Origin of the sequence: Sphingobacterium sp. UT-1RO-CII-1 (genome assembly GCF_026711005.1) — a bacterium.
Classification (GTDB): Bacteria; Bacteroidota; Bacteroidia; order Sphingobacteriales; family Sphingobacteriaceae; genus Sphingobacterium.
Map to the genome: position 1 here is coordinate 396,127 of NZ_JAPPVJ010000004.1, position 23,095 is coordinate 419,221.

Below are 23,095 nucleotides of genomic sequence, written 5' to 3' on the forward strand. Positions count from 1 at the left end.
GTAAAATAGAGGTTTAATTATATATTATGCATTATAAATCTGTTTTAAGAAAGTTTAAACCACAGGCATTTATTATTTCAGGACTTTGTTTGTTATTGTGTCTTTTGTTTTCATCCTTTGATCTTAGAAAAGACCCTACAGAACTAAAAGTATTGCAGATCAATATTTGGCAAGAAGGTACGATGGTGCCAGGAGGTTTTGAAGCCATTGGTCAAGAGATTATTGATAAAGATCCGGATATTGTTACTTTTTCAGAGGTAAGGAATTATAAAGGGACGGATTTTATTGCACGTATCAAGTCCTATTTAGAAGAAAAAGGAAGAAAGTACTATGGCGAGTCAAGCCATAGTTCATTGGATGTAGGCTTGATAGCTAAGTATCCTATTGTGCAACAATCGCCATTATATTCATCCGAAAGTAAGATGGGAGGGGTTCTGAAAACAGAACTAACTGTAGCAGGAAAGAATGTTTTATTCTATTCAGTCCATTTAGATTACACACATTATGCCTGTTATCTACCGAGAGGTTATAGCGGGGTGACGTGGAAACGGTTAGAAAACCCTATTGTAGATGCTGATGAGATTATTTTAGCAAATAGACAAAGTTTACGGGATGATGCTATACAAGATATTATTCTGGATACCGAAAACGTTGCTCTCTCTACTTTAGTTATCATTGCGGGCGATTTTAACGAGCCCTCTCATTTGGATTGGGTTGAAGAAACGAAGTTTTTGTTCGATCATCAAGGCGTAGTAGTACCTTGGGATTGCTCAGTGCTATTGCAAAAAGCAGGCTTTGTGGATTCTTTCCGATCTGCTTACCCAAATCCTGTTACGCATCCGGGTTTTACTTTTCCTTCTTACAATAAAGATGTAGATATAAATAAGTTGACCTGGGCACCTTTGGCCGATGAGAGGGACCGTATTGATTATATCTACTATCGGTCGGATAAAAGTGTCAGATTGAAAGAAGTATTTCTGGTAGGTCCTGTAGAGACAATAGTTAAAGGAGAAGTAAAAGATAAAGATAGTAAAGATGTCTTTTTAGTGCCTGAAAACATATGGCCATCGGATCATAAGGCGGTTATGGCAAGTTTTCTTCTTGACTTATAAAATACGTCCGATTTAATATTTCTAATAAGGTCATATTTAAATACACAGCTGGGTTTATATAGTATAACCCAGCTTTTTTTTATTTTGTTATTACTATGTATTTGAAAGTCTAGATGTTGATATGATTTTAATTTGTTATTTACAGCTCTTTATTTTGGTTCGTTTTCAATAAAAAAGAAAGGTTTTCAAACGGGGAGAATGAAAACCTTTGCTAACCAATTATAAACCTAAATTATGATACCACAAATATAAGTGTAATATGTACACTAAGCAAGTTTTTTTTAAAGTTTCTGTAATATTATGAGCTATCTTGAATTGCAAACGATTGCGTCCATTGAGACATATGTATAACGGTGGGGGCTGATTTAGATTTTATTATCGCTTTACGGTTTAAAGGAATGAAAAATGATGCTATTTCGCTGATTTTGTGTTACTTTTTATGAAAGAGGTTTCTGATATTATTTAAAAATTGCTAATTTGGCAAACGCAATTATAGATGTATTCGGCATATTTTTAATTTATCAATAACTTGACCTAACATTAATTTATAGATTACATATATAGGCTAAGTTTGTAAAAAAGAAAGATCGGTTTAAAGAGAAATGCAAGGCCATTGTTACGATATTAGTATGGAAGAATTTGAATCATTCAGGGAGGGGTGTGCATCTTCCTTTCGGGTTATTTATGATTCTTATCATCAGATATTGTACAGGTATGCGCAGACGATTTCAAATGATGATTTTGAAGCAGAAGAGGTTGTACAGGAAGTCTTTATTGCTTTTTTTAATAACAGAAACAAAATTAATGAACCTGCTGGAATATATCCTTATCTTTTTACCTTAACTAAGCGATTACTTATAATGCGCTTTAGAAGTCGGGTTGTTAAAGCTCGTTTTAACAAGCACTTAGAGGTCAGTTGGGATGAAGGCTGTTATAGTACTGAAGAAAAAATAATCTATAATGACTTACAAGAATTTGTAGATAAATGTGTCGATCAGCTACCCGAAAAACAGAAAGAAATATATAAACTCAATAAAACCAATGGTATGTCTTACAAAGAGATTGCTAGGTTAACAGGGGTTTCTATTCATACAGTTAAGAATCAATTGATAGCCGCATCAAAAAAGATAAAACCTAAGATCGAAAAATATTATTTAACTTTTTTATTGTTTTTTTTCTACTAGACTAGTCCGTTTTTATTTCTGAGACATTTATATAAGTATAAAACTATATAAATCTTGACTAAAGAACGACTGACATATTTAATAAAACAATTTCGAGAAGGTACTATTACTGAAGAAGAATTACATATTTTACAGAAATATGTAAATACAAATGATCCTTCTGATAATCTTCTGGGAGATGTTTTTGAAAATTTTTTCGAAGAAAGAGATAAAAGCGCTGTCCCTTCTGCTGTTTCCGAACGTATTTTTACAAAGATAGAAAGTAAAATACATCATGTCGAAAAAGTTAGCAAAACAAATCATAGAATAAAATTCTGGTATGCAGGCGCAGCTGCAGCAGTTTTGTTATGCGTATTAACTTTTTTGTACAATCAAAGCCCTGATGAAAGTGTTGTTGTAGCCGAAAATGATGCTGTCAATCAGAGTATTATGCCAGGCAGTTCAAAGGCTGTCGTATTGTTAGATGACGGTAGTGTGATTGATTTAGAAAAGATAGCAACTGATTCCACTCTAATTTTAGCAGGCTACACAATAAAAAAAGAAAAAGAAGGATTATTAACCTACACCTTATCCGAAAAACAGGCGTCTGATGTAATCATTTACAATACACTTGTTACGCCAAGAGGTGGCGAATATGCTGTTAATTTACCTGATGGCACACAAATTTTCTTAAATGCAGCTTCTACGCTCAAATACCCTTTGGGATTTGATAAGTCTGGTAGAAAAGTGGACTTGGAGGGGGAAGCTTTTTTTGATGTTAAAAAAGCTGTTCTAGGACAAAATCGAATACCTTTTAGTGTTTATACGGAAGGACAAGAGCTTGAAGTACTAGGGACAATATTTAATGTGAATAGCTATGGCCAAAATATTCAAACAACCCTAGTGGAAGGCTCTGTAAAACTAGCCTATAAGGATAATAAAACCTATTATTTGAAGCCTAACCAACAGGCCTATTACAATAAGAATAAAGCCAACGTGGATATTAACGATGTCGATCCTTTTTATACTATAGCTTGGAAAACTGGGGTGTTTGCTTTTGAAGATATCCCCCTTACAACTGTTATGGAAACATTGGCACGGTGGTATGATGTGGATATTTCTTATACAGCTAATGTACATGATATACGTTTTACAGGAACAATTTCTCGTTATGAAAACATAGAAAAAGTGCTTGAATTGATAGAACTAACGAAGTCATTGAAGTTTAAAATAGAAGGAAGGAGGGTTATTGTGAGAAGCTAACGGGGAAAGTACGTTCGTATAATAAAGATCTATCAGGAACTGTTCGAGAGTTCCCGATAGAAAAGAGTTTAATTTTCGACTGATTGTAACGTAATTATAAACAAATCAACCGAACCACAAATGTATAAAAAATCTAGGTACTTTTTTTTAAAGGGGCTGAGCTGCCCTACGTATATTAATTTATTATTCATGCCATTGATAATAGTTTTAATTCTTTGTGCGACTTTATATAGTTCTGCCAATACTTTTGCTCAAACAGTTACACTTAAAAAGAATAGTGTAAAGTTAACATCTGTTTTAAAGGAAATCCAGAAACAGACTGGTTATAATATATTTTATGATGCATCATTGATATCTAAAGATAAAAAGGTAGACGTAGATTTCAACAAAACTAACCTGACTGTCACTTTAAACCATTTGTTAAAACACCATGGAGTAGGGTTTAAAATTGTCGATAAAAATGTAATACTTAGTCCCTTATCTTCTGATAAACAGAACGTAATACAGCAGGAAACTGTACAAGCGCAACAAAAAATGATAAAAGGGCAAATAACTGATACTAGGGGGCAGGCACTTGCGCATATTTCGATTACGGAAAAAGGAACGGCAAATAGGGCAATGTCGGACGAGAAAGGAGTATTTAATATGCCCCTGATAGGCGATCGTCCTGTTTTAGTATTTTCTTCGGTAGGATACGAAGAAAGAGAGTTCCTAGTGGGCGATCAGCGTGAAATACAGATCCTATTAACACCCACATTAGAAGAAGTTGAAGAAGTAGTGGTTACGGCGTTAGGCATTAAAAAAGAACGGAAATCATTAGGCTACTCTGTTCAGGAAGTGAAAGGGGAAGACTTAGTAAAAGCTCGTGAACCTAATGCTATTAATTCTTTGACCGGAAAGGTGGCGGGTTTAACGATTACCCCATCTGCAGATTTATTTGGAGATCCTGGAATTTACCTACGTGGTAGAAGTGGTGTGTTAATAGTTGTAGATGGAGTGCCTATAAGCTCGGATAGCTGGAATCTGAGCCCAGATGATATTGAATCTTACTCTGTATTAAAGGGAGCTAACGCAGCTGCTTTATATGGCCAACGAGGTATTAATGGTGCGCTTGTTATTACGACGAAAAAAGGAAGTAAGGATAAAGAAAGAGGCTTTTCGGTCGAATTCAACTCAAGCACACAATTGCAAACGGGGTTTAATGCGATTCCCGAAGCGCAAACAGAATATGGACCGGGCAGCAATTATAAATATGCTTTTAAAGACGGAAAAGGTGGGGGAGTCAATGATCATGATTATTATATCTGGGGGCCTCGTTTTGAGGGACAGCTCATACCGCAATATAATAGCCCTCTAGACCCCGCATCGGGTGAATTAGTTCCGCTTCCTTGGGAAGCCCGAGGTAAAGACAACTTGAAAAAGTTTTTGAGAGATGGTCTATTGAGCACAACGAACATAGCTATTGCTACCTCGAGTGAGCGTGGAGGTGTGCGTATGTCGTTATCACAAATGAATCAAAAAGGGCAAATGCCTAACACGAAAATAGGAAGTACTAATTTTTCTATGAATGGGACGTTAAAAGCAGGCGAGAAGTTGACTTTTGATGCCTCTATAAACTATAACCGACAGTATACTCCTAATTATCCTTCGTTGGGTTATGGTCCTAACAACGTGATTTATTTAATGCAAGTTTGGGGCGGTGCTGATTATGATGTTGACGATCTACGTAACTACTGGCAGCTGGGAAGAGAAAATATTCAACAATATAATAGAGAGTATACTATCTACAATAACCCTTGGCTGGTGAGTTATGAAAATCTAAGAAGTTACCATAAGGAAGATGTATTTGGCTATGCACAGATGAACTACCAGTTCAATGAAAAGCTACTGTTTAATTTCAGAACTAACGTGAGCAGCTGGAACCGCATACGCACTGTGCAATATCCAATATCTGGAGATTTTTATGATCCTTATAGACGTGTTGGTGGGTATTCTGAAACATTCGATAAATTTTGGGAAAACAATACAGAGCTCAGTTTAAGTTATACCGATCAATTTGATAAGTTGGGTTTTAAAGCTTCGGGTTTTGCTAACTTAAGGACTTTAGGTGTCAATAGCTTGCATGGTACGACTACGGGGGGCTTAATTGTGCCTGGTGTATATGATTTATCTAATTCTGTAGAAAAAAGTATTCCTGTTAATGACAGGGCGATGAGGCAGGTCGCGAGTGCTTACGGTTTACTAGATTTGGATTATGATAATTTTTTGTATTTAAATCTAACAGGGAGGTTCGATCGGTCGAGCACTATGCCTAAAAAGAACAATACATATTTCTATCCATCAGCTTCACTTAGTGTTGTCATGTCCGAGATTATATCTTTGCCGCAAGCATTGACTTTTTGGAAGTTAAGAGGGTCTTATGCGAACGTAGCTCAAGATTTAGTAAATGAGGGAGATCCCTATAATATTTATAAGTTATTTCCTCAGTATAGCGCATATGGTACACGTTGGGATAATAAAGTAGGGCTGAACTATAGTGGTGTCATGTATAACCCCGATATTCTACCAAGTCGAGTGAAAACCTTTGAGCTAGGAACGGAATTTCGTTTTTGGAATAATCGAGCAGGTGTAGACGTCGCTTATTATCAAAACATTGAAGGGCCTGGAATTGTCAATGTAGAAGTATCGCCTAGTTCAGGTGTAAGTTCTATCCAAAAAAATGCTTATACCTATGTGCGGAAGGGATGGGAAGTCACAGTAGACGGTACGCCTATAAAGACTGAAGACTTTAGTTGGAATGTGTTGGCAAACTGGTCTATGAACCATCGTTGGCTTGATGAAATTGACGGAGTGCTAGATAGAGATGGAATGACGAAAGTGGGGGATAGAGCGGATGGATATTTTATCACTGATTTTCAACGTGATGAAAATGGACAAATGCTAGTTGGTTCAAACGGAAGACCGGCTTATAACCCTTACCAAACGAAGATTGGTTATCATGATAATAACTTTGTGTTGAGTTTAAATAATAGTTTTCGTTATCAAAACTGGGCTCTTAATTTTCAGTTGGATGGAAGGTTTGGAGGTAAAATAAGTAACTATGTAGACAACTATCAATGGAGTGCCGGGACGGCGCCTGAGTCAGCAAATGCCTATAGATATTTAGATTGGGAGAACAGAGATGATGCGAGTTGGAAAGGTTCGGTGATGACCAATGGACAAATGGTTGTCAAAGGACAACTGAATACTGATCAAGATGGGCTGGTTATTTCCGATACACGAGAATATGCTCCAAATGATGTACCAGTGCTTTGGCAAACATGGGCAAGAGATTATTACACCTCTGGATATGAGTTGGCACGTAGCCGTACATTTGTCAAATTAAGAGAGGTCGTATTATCCTATAATGCTCCAAAAGATTGGATTGCTAAAACAAAATTTATACAAACCTTAGGAGTATCGCTAGTTGGGCGTAATCTGCTTTATTTTACGGGTAAAGGCACTAAGAATATGGACCTGGATCAGTTTATCGGAGGCGCTAGCTTTCAGACACCATCCGTAAAGAGTTTCGGATTGAATATTAATGCCACATTTTAAGATTATAGGAAAAGAATGAAAACATTGATAAAATTAATAACAGGGTTGCTCAGTGTGCTTGTGCTAGTGAGTTCGTGTATGAAAATAGATGATTTACAAAAAGACTCTGCGGCTATATATAATGCTAAACCACAGTTAATCCTTACTGGGATACAGCAAAGCACTTTCGAAGAGCCATGGACAACAGATCAAAGACATAATCAGTATGCTGTATTAAATTTCGATTTTTATGGCAATCAGGCATATGGATGGAAAACAGGTTCGTTTGGTCTTTATGACCAATTGAGGAATGTTATACAGATGGAAATAGAAGCTGCAAAGGAAGAAGGAACATTGGGAAAACCTTACGAGGCTTTAGCCAAATTTTATAAAGCATATTTTTTCGTTAGACTAAGCGAAATGTTTGGTGATATTCCCATGAAGGATGCATTAAAAGGAAGAACAGAACAATTGTATCAGCCAAAGTATGACAGTCAAAAAGAAGTTTATCAATCAGCTTTAGGACTACTTAGTGAAGCAAGTGTTGATTTACAGGCTTGTATAGATCGGGGAGATCGTCTTGATGGAGATCTGTTTTATAAAGGCGATCTTAATAAGTGGCTTAAATTGGTAAATAGTTATAAAGTGAGAACCTTGGTTGCTTTAAGTAAAAGGGCTGATGATAGTCCAGAACTTAAAATCAAAGATCTTTTCGACGAAATGATGAAAAACCCCACTAAATACCCTCAGTTAGCGAGTCAAGGCGATGACTTTCAGTTTTCTTATGATGGGGCGAATAGAAATACACATTATCCACTGTGGCCGGCAGATGGAGTGGTTATCAAAAATGATGAGCGTACAACTTTAGCTTCAACCTATGTTGATATTGTAAAAGCAAAAAAAGATCCGAGGTTGTTTGTGGTAGCTTGGCCCACAGATTCGGCCAGAGAATCTGGAGACCCAGATTTTGCCACCCGCTTTACTTCTTTTAAAGGGGGCAAAACAGGTGAGTTACAGTCTGTATTGCAACAACAAACAATCGAAGGCAAATTATCTATGATAAACTTTGATTATTGGATGGCTTCGGCATCTGGTGTACCTGTCGTACAATTAGGGGTAGCTGAGGCCTATTTAAATATAGCGGAGGGTATAAATAGAGGTTGGACAACTTCTGCAGATGCCGCAGATTATTATAAGAAAGGTATAACGGCTTCTATGCGCTGGTACGGCATTGCTGAACAACGCATTGCAGAATACTTGACCGATAATCCTTATAAAGGAAATAATAAGGAAGGCTTACAGCAAATCTTGGAAGAAAAGTATGTAGCCATGTTTCAAAACTCAGGTAAGCAAGCTTATTTTCAATATAGAAGAACAGGTTGGCCAAAATTTGATATCGGGCCTGCTAATGCTAATAATAATGAAATTCCGACACGATGGGCATATCCGGTATCTGAATATACGGTGAATGAACAAAATCTGAAATCAGCCTTGGAAACACAGTATGGCGGTGCCGATACACAAAATGGCGTAATGTGGTTGATTAAATAGTAGGGACTGTTTAAAGGGTTCAGGTTCAAATTAAAATGGAATATCCAGTTTAAAAACATGGATATTCCATTAAAACAACTTGTTAAAAACAACAAATAAGAAAAAATAAATGATTAAAGTAGAGATTAAGAAAATTGTAAAATTAAGTCTGTTATACATCGTGTTTTGTTTTGGTTTACAGCCTGCTGTAGCCCAAAAGACTAAACAATTGGTATTGATATCATTAGATGGTGTGTCTGTGGATGGCGTGGAAAGAGCAAATGCACCTGTTATCGACTCATTAATGAAAGCTGGCGCTTTTTCGCTCGATACTCGAGTTGTTATGCCCTCTATTACCCTTCCAAACTGGACAAGTATGTTGACAGGCAGTGGGCCAGAGCAACATGGAGTAGTAGATAATGGATGGAAAATTGATAAATATGTGTTGCCCCCGGCAGAAAAAGATGAAGACGGCTACTATCCTTCGGTATTTTCAGTTTTAAAAAAACAAATGCCTCATGTTCGGACAGCCTTTTATTATAACTGGGGTGATTTAATTAATACATATAATAAAAAGTACTTGGATGAGACCAGTTTTTTAGAAAATGATGGTTATAAGGAAAACTATCATAAGGCTTTTAACTTTATAAAAGATAATAAGAAGAATTCCTTTCTTATATTTTTATACAGTGGGCATACAGATAATGCTGGCCACAAACATCAGTGGAAGACAGATGGATATTTGAAATCAATAGAGGAAGCAGATAAAGTAATAGGCGAATTTTTAGGAGCCTTGAAGAAAGAAGGTTTAGACAAAAATATTCATTTTATGTTTCTGTCAGATCACGGTGGAATAGGCTACGGGCATGGTGGTGTAACTGTTGATGAAATGTTAGTGCCGTGGAGTATAAGTGGTCCTCGTGTTAGGGCTGGATATAAAATCGAAGAACCCAACAATACTATTAATACAGGTGCTGTAATTTTAAAATTGTTCAATGCAAAAGCCCCACGGGCTTGGATAGGGAGAGTACCTCAGGGAGTATTTAAGTAAATAAATGATCTTTTTAATAATGAGATTATTGCTGTTGGTTTATTGAATAATATAAGGGGTTTCTTTTTGACAGTTTCCTTTTTCTAAATAAATAATAAAAAGATGAGAAAAATAGTAATTCATTTAATGATTTTGATGTTATGTACATTAGCTGCTAGTGCCCAGTTTAAAAAAGTTAAACATATAGTGGTGATAGGTTGTGATGGTTTTGGAGGATATGCATTGCCTCAAGCTGATATGCCTAATGTAAAAAAACTTATGCAAACAGGTGCTTGGAGTTTACAGGCTAGATCTGTGCTACCATCCTCTAGTGCAGTAAACTGGGCTTCCATGCTGATGGGAGCCTCACCAACATTACATGGCTATACAGAGTGGGGTAGCCAAGAACCTGAAATTCCTTCTGCTGTAAAGCACGAAAAGTATAATAAATTTCCTTCTATATTTAGTGTCATTAGAGATCAAAAACCCAAAGCAGTTACTGCGGCAATATATAGCTGGCCGGGAATAGGTTATCTCTTGGAAAAAGAAGCTATAACTACTGTTTTTTCGGCGGAGGATAATGAAGATGTTTGTGTGGATAAAGCAGTTGACGTTATTTTAAAAGATAAACCGAGCTTTACTTTTGTACATTTTGACGAACCAGATCATACGGGGCATAGTGAAGGACATAAGACAGCTGCCTATTATGCAGTGTTAAAAGAGGTAGATGCGCGTATAGGAAAGATCGTAGATGCAGTAAATAAAGCTGGAATCGCAGAGGAAACTATCATTCTCGTTACTTCTGACCATGGCGGTATAGATAAAGGCCATGGCGGGAAATCATTGGATGAGGTACAGGTGCCGTGGATTATTAGCGGGCCAGGTATAAAAAAGAATACTGAGTTAAAGAGCACCATTGTTGCTTACGATACCGCAGCTACTATTGCAACCATCTTAGGGCTTGAACAACCTCAGGCTTGGAGAGGAAAGGCCGTAACAGAAGCCTTTTCTAAATAGTATCTATAAAATCACGCCTTCTAAATGTCTTTGGAAGGCGTTTTCTAAACCCAACCCTCTCGTAATGCTTTTGTCCCCAACTCAACAAAAGTCTTACAATCAGATTTTCGTAATATATGCTTTCGGTGAACACTGATTGTATGGTGCGAAAGGTGTAATAAAGCGGCTATTTCTGCGGTACTATTTCCGGCTAATGCCAATTTGATGACCTCTCTTTCCCGATTGGAAAATAACGAATGAGCCGTAATGTTGCGTTTACCCTTGGCAGATAGTACTTTGAAGTATGAAGGGGCTCCTTCCAATCCTATGAAAGAAAGATCAGCGGGTTTGTCTTCTGTTTTTAAGTGTGTGATATCCGTATGGACGCCTAGCACACGAATTACAGCTCCTTTTTCATTGGTCTGAATAGTTGTCACCTGTTGTAATATCCATTTATAAACACCGTCTTTGCCCCGTACTCTATAGTCATAACTTACTTTGTATTTCAGCACCTCTTCTGGTGAAAGCTTAGCGAAAAATGAAGTGACTTCCTGCTCGTACAGGATAAAGTGGGCTCTATCTTTCGGGTGGATATTAGCCATGACATACTCTACCGAAAAAACACTTTTATCCCACCCCATTACAGACTCTACTTCATTACTGACAAACTCCATTTCGACAGTGCCGACATTAAAAATGTAATAATAGTAAGAGCCTAAATGAAAGCGCGATAATAATTTTTTGTATATCTCTAATTCAAAAGAGTAAGGAATATTTGCCTCTTCAGCTCCTTGTGCTATTTCCTGCCAAGTTTCTTTTGCTTCATTATATTTCAATAGATCCATATCTCTGTACCAATTGGTTGCTAAACCAAGTCAAAAGCCATCGCAAATCGTAGTAAGTCCGCAAATGAGCTACATTCAATTTTGCGGGTGATATTTTTACGGTGTGTAGATACCGTATGTGTAGATATAAACAGTTGTTCGGCTATTTCATTAGTCGATTTTCCATTAGCAAGCATGATGATAATCTCTTTTTCCCGACTGGTAAGGTCAGCAAAGCGTTTATAATGGTTACGGATATATTGATCTTGGTCCAAAGTCTTGTTTACTTTAGATATGAGGTTATCCATGCCTATTACGGGCGAGGAAAGTAAAATAATTTTGTTTTCTAATGCTTTGTTAATTTCTACTTGTGCTATTTTTACCACCGTATAGAACCAGGTATAGTGGTCGTCACGGTAAAGTTTGACTCGTTGGAAAAAATTATATTGCTTATCGAAATCACCTGCAGCTAGATAGTTGCTCATTCCTTGAAATATGCCGTATGTTTCTTCTTTCACAAAGTAGCGCTCGTAGTAGGCTTCGCCCAGTTGATTGACTTCATCTACAGATGAGCCTAAGTGTTCGCACCCCCAGTTGTTCATATAGCTACAGCCAATAGGTCGCATACCTTCCAAATCTTGAATCATAAGCGATGCTGGTACAATATCGCCTATATCGGGAATGTTAAAGTTGCCGTATTTCAGCCCTTTGGATATCCCGTGTAATTGGGTGCCCAACGTATCCATACTGTCTATGTTTAATCTATAGTTTTCTTGTAATAATTGTTTGGTTCACTTAATGATCGACCATATACTATATTATTCAATCGATCAGGTAATTCATCTGCTCTTTAAACCGGTTATAATGTGCTATAAATCAATTCGAAGATAAATAAAATATGTTATAAAGTATCAAAACGTTCATGAAAATACCTAGAGCTAGGTATTTTTTGATTGATAAAAGTGGTCTAGTTTTGTAAAAGATTATTACTGATTGGTAGTGCCCTAAATTATAGATATGAAGAAAGCAGTTGATTTTTTTATTAGTTTATTCGGAATCGTCTGTATGTGCATTGCTACTGCGGTGCAGGCTCAGAGTCCTAACGAGGTGTATCGAAACGAGCAGATAGGCATTTTCATTCGCGCAGAAGGTTCTGAAGGAGGAGGAGACTGGATGTTTGTAAAAGCTACTATGTTTAAAGCAGAGGTGTCGTTTAATTATAAAGGCACTACTGTAACTATGACCGGTTATAATAGTCAACGTTTCCTACGAAAAGATTATCCTTTTCCAGCAGGATTAAAATTGAATGATAGTCAGGTGATGGTTGACGGCTATCCTGCCACCAATTATGTGGAGTATCTGAAATACTATGATGCAATGAGCAAGAGAGTAGATGCAATAGGGAAGAGCACTAATTATGATAACAAGCAAAGTCTAGAGGAATCGATTACGACAATTGACAATATGATTGCTGAAATAAAAAGCAAGGAATCCATTTCCCAAATCTCTGATCACTTTAAAAAGCAGCAAAATCTGAGGTATTTTATCCAAAAATTGGAAGAAAAGCGTCAGTCTTTCAAGGCCGCTATCACAGCGTTGGAGAAGAAGAGTCAAGCTTCAACGATTATTGTCACAGGCACAGCAAGAGGTGCAGACAAAAGTAATTCCTCCGATAAGGGGAATACTGGAATGCGCAACGATGACTTTTGGAATGGAAGTGCAAATAAAAGCATTTCTTCTGACAAGGAGAATAGTGGAGGTGCCAAAGACGACTTTTGGAGTGGGAGTACGGAAAAAAGTACGGTTTCTAAAGGCAAGGATGATTTTTGGAATGGAGTTGAAGAAAAATCGAAAATTACAGCAACGAAGCTGAATAGTGCCAATACTCCTCCTGACAAAAAAGCAGAATTAGTTAAATACATCAATGATGTATACGTTAAAACCCATTATGATGTAGGAGGTAGTTATGAAGATATACCAAAAGAACAGAAAACCGTAAAAGGTAAAATAGAATCAGTAACACTTGATGGAAAGGTGTTGATTATTTGTCATGGTGGATATCATGTCGAAAAAAAAGAAATAATGAAGTTCAAAAGCATTACCATAGACAAATCTTTTGCATTGGGCAGTGGTGAATATTTTGTAAGATGGACGGGGGAACATTCTCATGGTAACCTATTTACTCTCGTTTCCACAGAAGAAGATGCTAAGGGTTTAAAAGCTGCTGTAGAAGAGCTGATAGAAATCTTAAAATTAGAAAACTAATTAATATAGAAATTATGAAAACAATAATAGTAGCACTTTTATCCCTGCTGATTTCGGGTGTGGTATGTGGGCAAACAGTAGATTCTCTTATTGAGATAAATCCATTTGGGATAAATAAATACCCAAAAGGTTTTAAAGTTAGATATAACTCCACTATCAAAATTAAGATTAACAATATTAACCCTTTTATGGGAAAAGGATATGTAGATGTAGCTACTTCTAATAATGATTTTAATGATTTAAAAAACACTATTGATGCTCTTAAAGGAAATTTAGAAGATTTAAAGGCTGAAATGTATCTAGGAGAATCCGAAAAAGGGAATTTTCCTCTTAAAGCTCCCATAGATAAGAATTTTCCATACTACTATAACGATTTTTTTGCTGCTTATTCTAACCTTACTAATTTACTTTTACTAAAAGAACAGCAAGCTAATTATGTAAACAGTATCCTTATTATAAAAGATACTGCTAGCTTTAAAAGTCAAGTTATTCAATTTACTGAGCCAATTAAAAATATTAAATCTTATTATCTAGAATTAGAAGACAAATATAGTTTTTTAAGAGATGCTAATGGCACAACTAAAGAATACTATGCTAAAGAATGGAAAGATGCTCAATCAAAAAAGGAAAAAGTGTATTGTGAGGAATTTGTCAAAAATATAAACGATGTTAAACAATATTTGGAACAACGATCGGATTTTGTCCAAAATGCATCGTTTTTTTATCTTGATGATGCAAGGCAAATTCGAGATGACAAAGTTGTTATAACCCCTAAAATTTATGATAAAACAGGAGAGAAACTATTACATACATTTCCTGACTTCACAATTATCCCAACCAACAAGCTTCGTGTGAATTTTAGTGCAGGTTATCTACTGTCGTTTATTGGAAATGAAGAATATGGAATCCGCTATGAAAATGATGCAGTGATTGGTGTAACAAAGTTAGAAGATGAGAAATTTTCTCATGCTTTGGGTGGTTTAACTCATGCTTTTTACGATTTCGGAACAGCCTTAGATTATGGAATATCTGCAGGAATAAGTCTCAATGCAGAAGCTAGAGTGAATTTTTACGGAGGATTGTCCATAGCGTTTATGCAAGAAAATAGACTGGTTTTAACAAGTGGGGTATCTTTTGTCAACATAAAGCGAATTAATCCGTCCAATTTAGACAATGATCTTAATTTTACGTCATCCAGTGTAGAAATAAAATATATAGAACGATATAAACCTGCATTTTTTATTGGACTTACCTACAACTTAAAGAAGTAAAATCTACATCAAATAACATGAAAAAATTACTATACATATTTATATTATTTTTTGCCTTTACGTTGGCACAAGCACAGACTGCCGATGACAAAGCAAAGGCTTATTACCAGGAGGCTTTAAAAGCTTTTGAAATTAAAAATTATCTACAAGCGCTAGATTACTGTCGACAAGTAACCGATTTGTTAAAAACTACAAATGCGCGCATTGAGCATTTGCGCATCAAAAGTTATTACGAATTAGGTGAATATGATAAAGTGAAAAGCTCTATAGAAATCTTTAGTAACCTCCCCGCACAGCCTGAACTTAAAGAAGAAGCGTTGGGGTATCTGGTTAAAATAGAAGAAAAAGAAAAAGCCGCCGAAGAGAAACGTCTAGCCGATAAACGCAGGTTGGAGCAGGAGTTACTGGTCATAGAGCAAAGACTTGCCAACGAGAAGATTAAACAAGAACAAGCTGAAGCCAAAAGCTATGCTGATGCTATGAGCGGTGATGTAAGCGCAATAAGAAGATTTTTAAAAAGCTATCCTAATCATCAAGGAAAGCAAAATGCGTTAAATTTGTTGGAAAGCCAAGAAGAACGAGCGTATAATAATGCCCTTGTAAAAGACGATATTGGAGTATATGAAGACTATTTGAAAACGTTTTATGATGGTAAACACAAAAATCTTATAACAGATGGGTTGAATAAAGCAAAAGAGAAAAAGGCTTATGAGAAGGTTGTTCGCGCGAATTCTGTAGTCGAATGTGAAACGTATTTAAATACTTATCCGACTGGGGCAAATAAAGTAGAGGTGATGACTGTTTATGAAAATACGCTGAATGCAGAGGGGCAGCAGGCTCTACTTTTAAAAGACTATAAGAGAGCAGAGACGCTGTATGAGAAGTATATAGCCATTTTCCCTCAAGGTAGTCAGGTAAAAGTGGCGCAAGCTAAACTCAATCAGGCTCAGTCCGGACTAAAACGTACAGCGGCTATAGCGGCCAGACGCAATAAAACATACTATATGTTGAGTTATGGGACAAACAAAAGTTTTGGTGTAGAAGTGGGGAGGCTAAAGGTGTCCCATGGTTTGTCTGTTTATTGGGGGGTGAATTATAGCTTTCCTTTGCCAGGTTTTTCTTCTCCAATGGAATTGGAGTCTCTTGATGTCTATAGCGGAGATGAGGATCTGAAGAAATCTTTTGCTGCCTCCAGCTTTGGGTTCACTATGAAAGTTGCCTATCCGCTGTGGGCTTATGCCGGTGCTGGTGTCAGATACCAAACCTATGAAGACGGCACAGACTCTTATAAGCTTACTGGCGAAAAAACATGGCAAGTTTATCCAGAGGTCGGTTTTAAGGGTTTGATAGGTAGGTGGTTAGTGTTGAAAGCAGGAGTTCAATTTTTTAAAGAAAAGCCTGTTGTGCAATTCGGGGTGGGATTTTAATTAAAATAGAACAGTTGGAATATTATGAAATAGGTTGTTCAAAGAACGCTGTCAACAGTTGTATTAATAGGTGTGTTGTTGTTAGGGTTACGTGCGTAGACTGTGGATCTTCGTGAAAGAGAGGTTGTCCTCGACCTATATACAAGCATAAACATGTAGGATACCATTATCGAAAGAGGGAAATACCAACTGCTAATCAAGAAACTACTTCAAAAATTTCGAGTATGCTGCAAAATTAAAAAAGGATAGCGCCAGCTATCAACCTCTCCCTACTTTTGCTGTGTCTCATATACAAAGTAAGAGCAGGGTATAGCACAGATCATAACGCTACAGCTCTTTGATATGCTTATTAATAACTTCGGCCCGTCTATAGTTTTTATCAGCTCGGCGGATTAGATTATTGTACATTTCAAAAACAGTCTCCCCATATTCTGCATATAAATCCTGGTAATCAAACACATCAGATAAAACCTCTCTAAACTCCTCCTGATCTCTATCTAGCGATACGATATCTACCTGAGCTTCTGTGAAATTGCGATATATCTGATGGATATTATCCCACAGATCTTCGTCAATCCAGCTTTCCTTTTCATAAATCATATCAAAATGTTTCTGATACCACGTGTTTTCGGCATTGATCTCAATCTCTACTTCTTCCAGTAGATCACCGTGATCGATAATGTTTTTGAACAAATCAGCCATTTCTATATTAAGCTCAAAATCTTCATCTATTTCATCAAGAGGTAATATCGACGGTGGTTTTATATTTAAGAACACTTCTACGATATCCATTTCTTGCTCTATAGGTAGCAGTTGAAACTCCAACGCAGTGATTTCCATGTCTAATTTTTCTAGAATCTGATAATGTGCTTTCAACTCTTGTTGCATGCTCCAAGTAAGGTCATGCATAAGGTAGTGCGAAGCTAACCCTTGCTTTTCAAAATCCAACTGAGGTTTTTCAAAATCGAAACGTAGTATGATAGGTCTTAATGGATGTTCTCGAACGATTTCTTTCATCTTTTTATGCTGTTAATGGTTGAGAAAAAACAACCGCCATATGCAATCTATGAGCAATGAAATTACTTTATGCTTCAAGATACAGAATGGCGGTGTTATTTTCAAATCTATTCATGCGTTACAATACGCTATTTGCCTGTGTAAGGCTGTTATCAAATACTTCCTCCCGGAGGAAGTTAGCTGTTAATCCATAAATGATGGGTAGTTATTTAAAGTACATAACTACTCGTGCTGGCGCTGTAATTTGGCGTAGGGTCAATACCCACATAACTTGCGCGGAACTCATATTCTTTAAATGCTTCCAGCCCCTCGACAATACAACTGCTTTTCGAACTCAGTTGCGATACCCATTCGTCGGTACTGTTTTTTAAACGGTACTGAAAGTCATACATACGTGCTCCAACCCAACGATTGGTGCGCAGTATTATTCGCCCACTCCCGATTTGGCTCGGCTCGGCGACTGGTCGCTGTGCTTTTGGGACTAATCCGCTATAAGACTGGTTGGGCTTATATAACATAAAACCCGCCGCGAGTATGATCGTGCCATCCCCATTAGCGATGGTGTCTACATACTTGCTTAGTTCTTTGAGGATATAGACAAGTTCCTTTCGCTTTTGTTTACGTATCATAATCGCACGTGTGTCACGGTAGGCAGCTTCAGTTGCCGAGTTGCGAAATTCAGCCAGTGCTGTTTCAAGCTCTGATAATTCAGGGCTTGGACTTGCGAATAAAGTTGACTCAGAAGTCATCTTAGTAAAGATTTGTTCAGCGGTTTGCATCAACTGAACGTCGGTTTGTTCTTTTTCCGACAATTTTAATTTGCTCATGTCTTTTCATTTAATGTTTACAAAATATTTATTGTGCTAGCAACGATACAAACATACGACAGCGTTCATGACATGGAGGGGGTAATATTCCGCCAAAATTCGGAAAGCTCGAAAAACTTTTTGGCGGAATATTACCCCTGTTTCAAACTGTTTATCTAGAAAAGTAGCACGGAAATCGATCTTTTAAGAGGTCTAAGAGCGTTTTTGTATTTATATCTTGTTTTTGGTTAATGCTTTTTTCCGTCTGGGTTTTATCTTTTCCCGTCTAGGTTTTCCTTTTTCCCGTCTGGGTTTTCCTTTTTTCCGTCTGGGTTTTATCTTTTCCCGTCTGGGTTTTATCTTTTCCCGTCTAGGTTTTCCTTTTTCCCGTCTGGGTTTTGCTTTTTCCCGTCTGGGTTTTGCTTTTTCCCGTCTGGGTTTTATCCTTCTCCATCTGTATATCTCATATTCTTCCTCTATTCGGAGTACTATCTTGCCTTATCCTGATAAGTGTATAAGTTCTTACTCTCTTTCTTCTACTCCTTTTTTTTCAAACTTTGCTAATTCCTGAGTTTCCTTTAGTTGTCTTTCCGCAGCAGGCGTGTGCCCAAAATACTTAACATACTGCTTAATGAAATATTTTGCGGTCGAAAAATGTAGCCTAAAGGCAATCATATCGACGGATAAATCTGTGCGCCTCAGCATTTCTCTTCCTTTATAAATGCGGATTGACTGAATGGCCGAATTTACGGTAAGTCCATTTTCTTTGAAAACGCGATAAAGTGTGCGATCACTGGTCAGAAGTTCTTTTGCCATAGTGGAAATATTAATTCCTTCGTCCATATAATGTGCCCGTATATACTCTTTAGCTAAGTGAAAAAGAGAAACATCGGCATGCTTTATAGCTTTTGACTGTTCTACTAAGTCTCCGTGGTAGGTTTCTAAAAGTTGGATGACGGGAGCCGATAGTTTATAACGCAATGCAAACGGAGACTCTTTAAGCTGTTGAATTTGTTCTAATACTTTACGGATACGGTAAAGTATTTTTACGGGCGGCAGTATATGGAAGGTGTTATCTTGGTCATGCGCAAATAATTTCCATTCCTTCTGTAAGCCCGATAAATCGCTAATTTCTAGTCCTATCCATATCAACCACATTTTGCCGGGAGTAAGTTGGAACTGTACTTCATTATCTCGGTTGAAAAAACCAATGTATTCGAATGTCAGCAACTGCTGTTTCTGCGGTGCTCCTATAGTTGATTCGCCTAGCAATTGAAAGGCTAGCCAAAAGGTCTGCTCTGTGTTGTGAAGCCTGAGATACCACTCATCCGCATGCTGGCATTTCATTTCTATAAAACTGATTTCGTCTATTGTACGTTTGGCTAAGTAGTAGCCCGAGTTACAGATCAGGAAATCATCCTGTTGCAGAAAATTGAAAAAACGCACTTTAGGCGGCTTATGAGCGGCGCCTGATTGTTTCTTAGGAGGAGCAAGAGCGAGTGAGTGACGAAGAATCATAGCATTAAGCTTTTGGGTTAGCGACCTTAAGATACAACTCTTTTGTCACCTTCCCAAAGTATAACAGGCTTTTAAGGGCTGGATAAGCTTTTGAAAACTAGTGAAAATACCTAGAGTTGGGTATTTTATATACAGAATACAGTCTATACTTTTGGCTAGTGAGCTTTCAGTTGTCAATCATTAGGTTTAAAAGTGATTTACAGGTAAAGCATACGGTATCGATTTATACATAGACTATTAACCTTTTAGTACATAAAATAGTGCGAGTAATGTTGTTTTTCTAGTAAAGGTGCCCAAGTAAGAGGCATCTTTACTTCTAGTTAGGATCATACGTAGACATAAAAGACTGTATTACTGTTAAAGGATTATCCAGTTAACGTATAAATGTAAAAGAGATTGTGCAAATATGAATGATGTCGAACGAGCATGTATATCATTAGAAATACGCATGATGTCGTTTGGATATGCTACATAGCCATTGAAATATAAATTAAGATAGCGTTGAAAACTCCAAATCCATATACTGTAACGAATAGCGACTTTACCCATCATATAGATGTTGTTTGTCCGCGCTGCGATAAGAAAGCACTTGTTAAAGGTGCGCACCTCTATTTGCCAATGGCCGACTTGGAAGAAAAAGTAAGTTTTTCCTGTCTGAGCTGTGGTTATAATATTAAATACGCCAATACTCCTAAACTTACAGTATATGTAAATAGTAAAGGAGTGCCTAAATATAGCAGATTATTGCACCTCAACACAGCGATCGATCCTTTTTTTGGATTTACCTTGTGGTATATTCTTGAGGCAAACGATGGCATTCTGTGGGCCTATAACAAAGAACATCTGTCCATAATTGAACATTATATTGCTGCCCCTCTACGGGAGCGTAATGGCCTGCCTCATCAAAACAATAGCTTAGCAAGTCGTCTGCCCAAATGGGTGAGTGCGGCCAAGAACAGAGACTACCTTTTGCGGCTCATAGCCCGTGTCCGTCAAAAGTAACTAGTCCAGGGCAAAGCTTAAAACAACTGGACTAGCTGTATAACTTGAAACTGTATCAGCTACTAGACCTAAATGTGCTTTACATTTGTAGTAGTTAATAACAGTTTAATAGTTGAAATCATGGCAAAATCAATTTTTTATCACGCTGGCTGTCCAGTGTGTGTAAGTGCAGAGCACGACATCCTTAGCTTAATCAATCCCGCAAATGTGGAAGTTATACATCTTGGAGAAGATAAAAATAAAATTGCAGCAGCTGAAGCAGCAGGTGTTAAATCTGTGCCAGCATTAGTGCTTGAAAACGGCAATGTGTTGCATATTAACTTTGGTGCTTCTATAGAAGATGTAAAAGGGTAGTGCGTTCCTATATAGCTACCCTAGGTAGCTATATATTCTTTCATTCAAACATTTTAATACGTAAAAAATAACATGATAAAAGCTGTTTTCTTTGATATAGATGGTACCCTTCTGAGTTTTAAGTCGCATAGTATTTCTATACCTACAATGAAGGCATTGCATCAACTGAAAAAGCAAGGAATAAAAGTTTTTATAGCAACAGGGCGGTCTTTCGAGCAGGTGAACAAGGTGACAGATTTTCCTTTTGACGGATTTATCACCTCTAATGGCTCTAAAAGCCTAACAAAAGATGGTATAGTGCTAGAGCAAGCTACGTTGCCAGAGCAAGATATCGCCAATCTGGTAGATTATCTGCAACAGGAGAAAGACATGTTTTCATTGTCTTATATGACTGAAAGCGGGATATACGCCAACCACTGGGACGAGAAACTGTGCAACCATTTCGACCTCATTAATGTCGAACGGCCTAAAAAAGCACCTTTAGAAAAGCTTTTGGAAACAGCGATTTATCAAATGACAGTATACGTAGATAAGGATAAGGAACAAATGTTGGCCGAGGAGATCATGCATAACTGCGAGTTTACACGTTGGCACGAATTGTTTGCAGATGTCAATAACAGTTTGTTTAGTAAAGCTACAGGCGTACAACTGATGCTAGATAGATTTGGGATAGATAAAGCGCATACAATGGCGTTTGGTGATGGCGGAAATGACGTGAAAATGTTGCAATACGTGGAGCATGGCATAGCAATGGGAAATGCTGCAGAAGAAGTAAAAGCCAAAGCACGCTACGTGACTGATACGGTGGATGAAGAAGGGGTAATGAACGCTTTGCAGCGGTTGGGTGTAATATGTATTTGATTAAAATGTGAAATAACTAGGTCGGATGGCTGACTGGAAGGCTAGGGTTTGCAAGATCCTACACAGTGGTTCGAATCCACTTCCGACCTCTATAAGTTTGTAAGTTCTTTTAAAAAAAGGTCGGATGGCTGACTGGAAGGCTAGGGTTTGCAAGATCCTATACAGTGGTTCGAATCCACTTCCGACCTCATTAATGTAGATTTTAATTTGCTTAGGCGATTCATATATAATTAGAAACAGGCACCATGAAGATCCACCGGGAAGGAATACCATCGATTATTTACTCGATCCTCTTATTTTTGTTTATTAATATAAACGTTTATGTGCTGATAGCCGATCGGTATCCTTTCATTTGGTGGGTTTTATTAATCCTTACTTCAGCGGTACTGTTGCTTGTTATATCTTTTTTCAGAATACCCAGTAGGGTACTAACGAGTATGGATCAGCTGATTATTGCCCCCTGCGACGGCAAAGTAGTGGCCATAGAAGAAGTGTACGACGAGGAATATTTCCATGCCAAGCGTATACAGGTTTCTATCTTTATGAGCGTGTTTAATGTGCATGTGAACCGCAACCCCATAGCGGGTACAGTAATTCATAAAAAATATTGTCCTGGCAAATTTTTAGTAGCCTGGCATCCAAAATCATCAACAGATAACGAACGTTATATTTCGGTATATAGGCATAAGAACGGCAAAGAGTTGCTGGCAAAACAAATAGCCGGAGCATTGGCCAAACGTATTGTAAACTACCTGACGGTTTCGCAGGAGGTAGAACAGTCGAAAGAAATGGGTTTTATAAAATTTGGGTCTAGAATGGATGTCTTACTGCCTCTAGATGCAGAGATACTTGTCCAATTGGGCGACAAACCCAAAGGAGGCGTAACGCCCATTGCCAAATGGTAAGCAGGCTGTAGGCTATAAGCCGATCGTAAAAATGGGTGTGTTTATGCCCTCTTAACTACTTATTGCTCATATAAATGAACAGGGTGAAAATCCTGTAAGGCAATGCCGTATGCGTGAAATAATCACGTGTGGCGAAAAAAATCACCCTATGACTACCAAATAGCGTGAGTGCCAT

19 protein-coding genes and 2 tRNA genes are annotated in these 23,095 nt (G+C 37.5%); 16 read left to right on the forward strand and 5 right to left on the reverse strand.

Features of this window, described 5'->3' with window-relative positions; all coding sequences use genetic code 11:
* The first annotated feature begins 26 nt into the window (after nucleotides 1–26).
* The 7 genes from ORI89_RS11410 (at nucleotide 27) to ORI89_RS11440 (ending at nucleotide 10,691) form a co-directional block, all read left to right on the forward strand.
* Nucleotides 27–1,112 (forward strand): endonuclease/exonuclease/phosphatase family protein, encoded by a 1,086-nt coding sequence (locus ORI89_RS11410; protein ID WP_268230611.1) that lies wholly within the window; start codon nucleotides 27–29, stop codon nucleotides 1,110–1,112.
* Nucleotides 1,113–1,741: 629 nt separating this feature from the next.
* Nucleotides 1,742–2,296, forward strand: a complete 555-nt coding sequence (locus ORI89_RS11415) for an RNA polymerase sigma factor (protein ID WP_268230612.1) — start codon at nucleotides 1,742–1,744, stop codon at nucleotides 2,294–2,296.
* A 54-nt stretch (nucleotides 2,297–2,350) separates the two neighbouring features.
* Nucleotides 2,351–3,538, forward strand: coding sequence for a FecR family protein (locus tag ORI89_RS11420; protein WP_268230613.1), 1,188 nt, complete (start codon nucleotides 2,351–2,353; stop codon nucleotides 3,536–3,538).
* A 189-nt stretch (nucleotides 3,539–3,727) separates the two neighbouring features.
* The gene (locus tag ORI89_RS11425; RefSeq protein ID WP_268230614.1) at nucleotides 3,728–7,135 is read left to right on the forward strand and encodes a SusC/RagA family TonB-linked outer membrane protein; all 3,408 of its coding nucleotides are present in this window, start codon (nucleotides 3,728–3,730) and stop codon (nucleotides 7,133–7,135) included.
* A 15-nt stretch (nucleotides 7,136–7,150) separates the two neighbouring features.
* On the forward strand, nucleotides 7,151–8,665 hold the full coding sequence (locus ORI89_RS11430) for a SusD/RagB family nutrient-binding outer membrane lipoprotein (RefSeq protein WP_268230615.1): 1,515 nt from the start codon (nucleotides 7,151–7,153) through the stop codon (nucleotides 8,663–8,665).
* 109 nt (nucleotides 8,666–8,774) lie between these two features.
* Nucleotides 8,775–9,695 (forward strand): alkaline phosphatase family protein, encoded by a 921-nt coding sequence (locus tag ORI89_RS11435; protein ID WP_268230616.1) that lies wholly within the window; start codon nucleotides 8,775–8,777, stop codon nucleotides 9,693–9,695.
* Nucleotides 9,696–9,797: 102 nt separating this feature from the next.
* Nucleotides 9,798–10,691, forward strand: a complete 894-nt coding sequence (locus ORI89_RS11440) for an alkaline phosphatase (protein WP_268230617.1) — start codon at nucleotides 9,798–9,800, stop codon at nucleotides 10,689–10,691.
* A gap of 44 nt (nucleotides 10,692–10,735) precedes the next feature.
* Here ORI89_RS11440 and ORI89_RS11445 read toward each other — a convergent pair whose 3' ends face one another.
* Together ORI89_RS11445 and ORI89_RS11450 are read right to left on the reverse strand one after the other, a co-directional pair.
* Complete coding sequence (locus ORI89_RS11445; protein ID WP_268230618.1) at nucleotides 10,736–11,515, reverse strand: LuxR C-terminal-related transcriptional regulator; 780 nt, start codon at nucleotides 11,513–11,515, stop codon at nucleotides 10,736–10,738.
* Nucleotides 11,516–11,535: 20 nt separating this feature from the next.
* Nucleotides 11,536–12,240 carry a LuxR C-terminal-related transcriptional regulator gene (locus ORI89_RS11450; protein WP_268230619.1) on the reverse strand — a complete coding sequence of 235 codons (705 nt, stop codon included), beginning with the start codon at nucleotides 12,238–12,240 and terminating at the stop codon, nucleotides 11,536–11,538.
* A 271-nt stretch (nucleotides 12,241–12,511) separates the two neighbouring features.
* On the opposite strand from ORI89_RS11450, the gene ORI89_RS11455 reads away from it, so the two are divergent.
* Genes ORI89_RS11455 through ORI89_RS11465 form a run of 3 tightly spaced genes read left to right on the forward strand, consistent with a single transcriptional unit; the run spans nucleotide 12,512 to nucleotide 16,457 of the window.
* On the forward strand, nucleotides 12,512–13,759 hold the full coding sequence (locus tag ORI89_RS11455; RefSeq protein WP_268230620.1) for a hypothetical protein: 1,248 nt from the start codon (nucleotides 12,512–12,514) through the stop codon (nucleotides 13,757–13,759).
* A 14-nt stretch (nucleotides 13,760–13,773) separates the two neighbouring features.
* Nucleotides 13,774–15,030, forward strand: coding sequence for a hypothetical protein (locus tag ORI89_RS11460; protein ID WP_268230621.1), 1,257 nt, complete (start codon nucleotides 13,774–13,776; stop codon nucleotides 15,028–15,030).
* Between the two features lie 17 nt (nucleotides 15,031–15,047).
* On the forward strand, nucleotides 15,048–16,457 hold the full coding sequence (locus ORI89_RS11465; protein WP_268230622.1) for a hypothetical protein: 1,410 nt from the start codon (nucleotides 15,048–15,050) through the stop codon (nucleotides 16,455–16,457).
* Nucleotides 16,458–16,784: 327 nt separating this feature from the next.
* Here the strand turns inward: ORI89_RS11465 and ORI89_RS11470 are convergent, their stop codons facing one another.
* The 3 genes from ORI89_RS11470 to ORI89_RS11480 all read right to left on the reverse strand — a co-directional run bounded on the left by ORI89_RS11470 (nucleotide 16,785) and on the right by ORI89_RS11480 (nucleotide 19,798).
* The gene (locus tag ORI89_RS11470) at nucleotides 16,785–17,474 is read right to left on the reverse strand and encodes a hypothetical protein (protein WP_268230623.1); all 690 of its coding nucleotides are present in this window, start codon (nucleotides 17,472–17,474) and stop codon (nucleotides 16,785–16,787) included.
* Nucleotides 17,475–17,683: 209 nt separating this feature from the next.
* Nucleotides 17,684–18,223 carry a hypothetical protein gene (locus ORI89_RS11475; RefSeq protein ID WP_268230624.1) on the reverse strand — a complete coding sequence of 180 codons (540 nt, stop codon included), beginning with the start codon at nucleotides 18,221–18,223 and terminating at the stop codon, nucleotides 17,684–17,686.
* Between the two features lie 579 nt (nucleotides 18,224–18,802).
* Entirely contained in the window at nucleotides 18,803–19,798 is a 996-nt protein-coding gene (locus tag ORI89_RS11480; protein ID WP_268230625.1) for an AraC family transcriptional regulator, read from the reverse strand.
* Between the two features lie 501 nt (nucleotides 19,799–20,299).
* Here ORI89_RS11480 and ORI89_RS11485 point away from each other — a divergent pair.
* The 6 genes from ORI89_RS11485 (at nucleotide 20,300) to ORI89_RS11510 (ending at nucleotide 22,920) form a co-directional block, all read left to right on the forward strand.
* Nucleotides 20,300–20,800 (forward strand): hypothetical protein, encoded by a 501-nt coding sequence (locus ORI89_RS11485; RefSeq protein WP_268230626.1) that lies wholly within the window; start codon nucleotides 20,300–20,302, stop codon nucleotides 20,798–20,800.
* 120 nt (nucleotides 20,801–20,920) lie between these two features.
* Complete coding sequence (locus tag ORI89_RS11490) at nucleotides 20,921–21,154, forward strand: thioredoxin family protein (RefSeq protein ID WP_268230627.1); 234 nt, start codon at nucleotides 20,921–20,923, stop codon at nucleotides 21,152–21,154.
* A gap of 72 nt (nucleotides 21,155–21,226) precedes the next feature.
* Entirely contained in the window at nucleotides 21,227–22,015 is a 789-nt protein-coding gene (locus ORI89_RS11495) for a Cof-type HAD-IIB family hydrolase (protein WP_268230628.1), read from the forward strand.
* 19 nt (nucleotides 22,016–22,034) lie between these two features.
* Nucleotides 22,035–22,104: transfer RNA gene (locus ORI89_RS11500), tRNA-Cys, on the forward strand.
* 29 nt (nucleotides 22,105–22,133) lie between these two features.
* Nucleotides 22,134–22,203 (forward strand) — tRNA-Cys (locus ORI89_RS11505).
* Between the two features lie 57 nt (nucleotides 22,204–22,260).
* Nucleotides 22,261–22,920: a phosphatidylserine decarboxylase family protein gene (locus tag ORI89_RS11510; RefSeq protein WP_268230629.1), complete on the forward strand. Its 660-nt coding sequence runs from the start codon at nucleotides 22,261–22,263 to the stop codon at nucleotides 22,918–22,920.
* Nucleotides 22,921–23,095 lie beyond the last annotated feature (175 nt).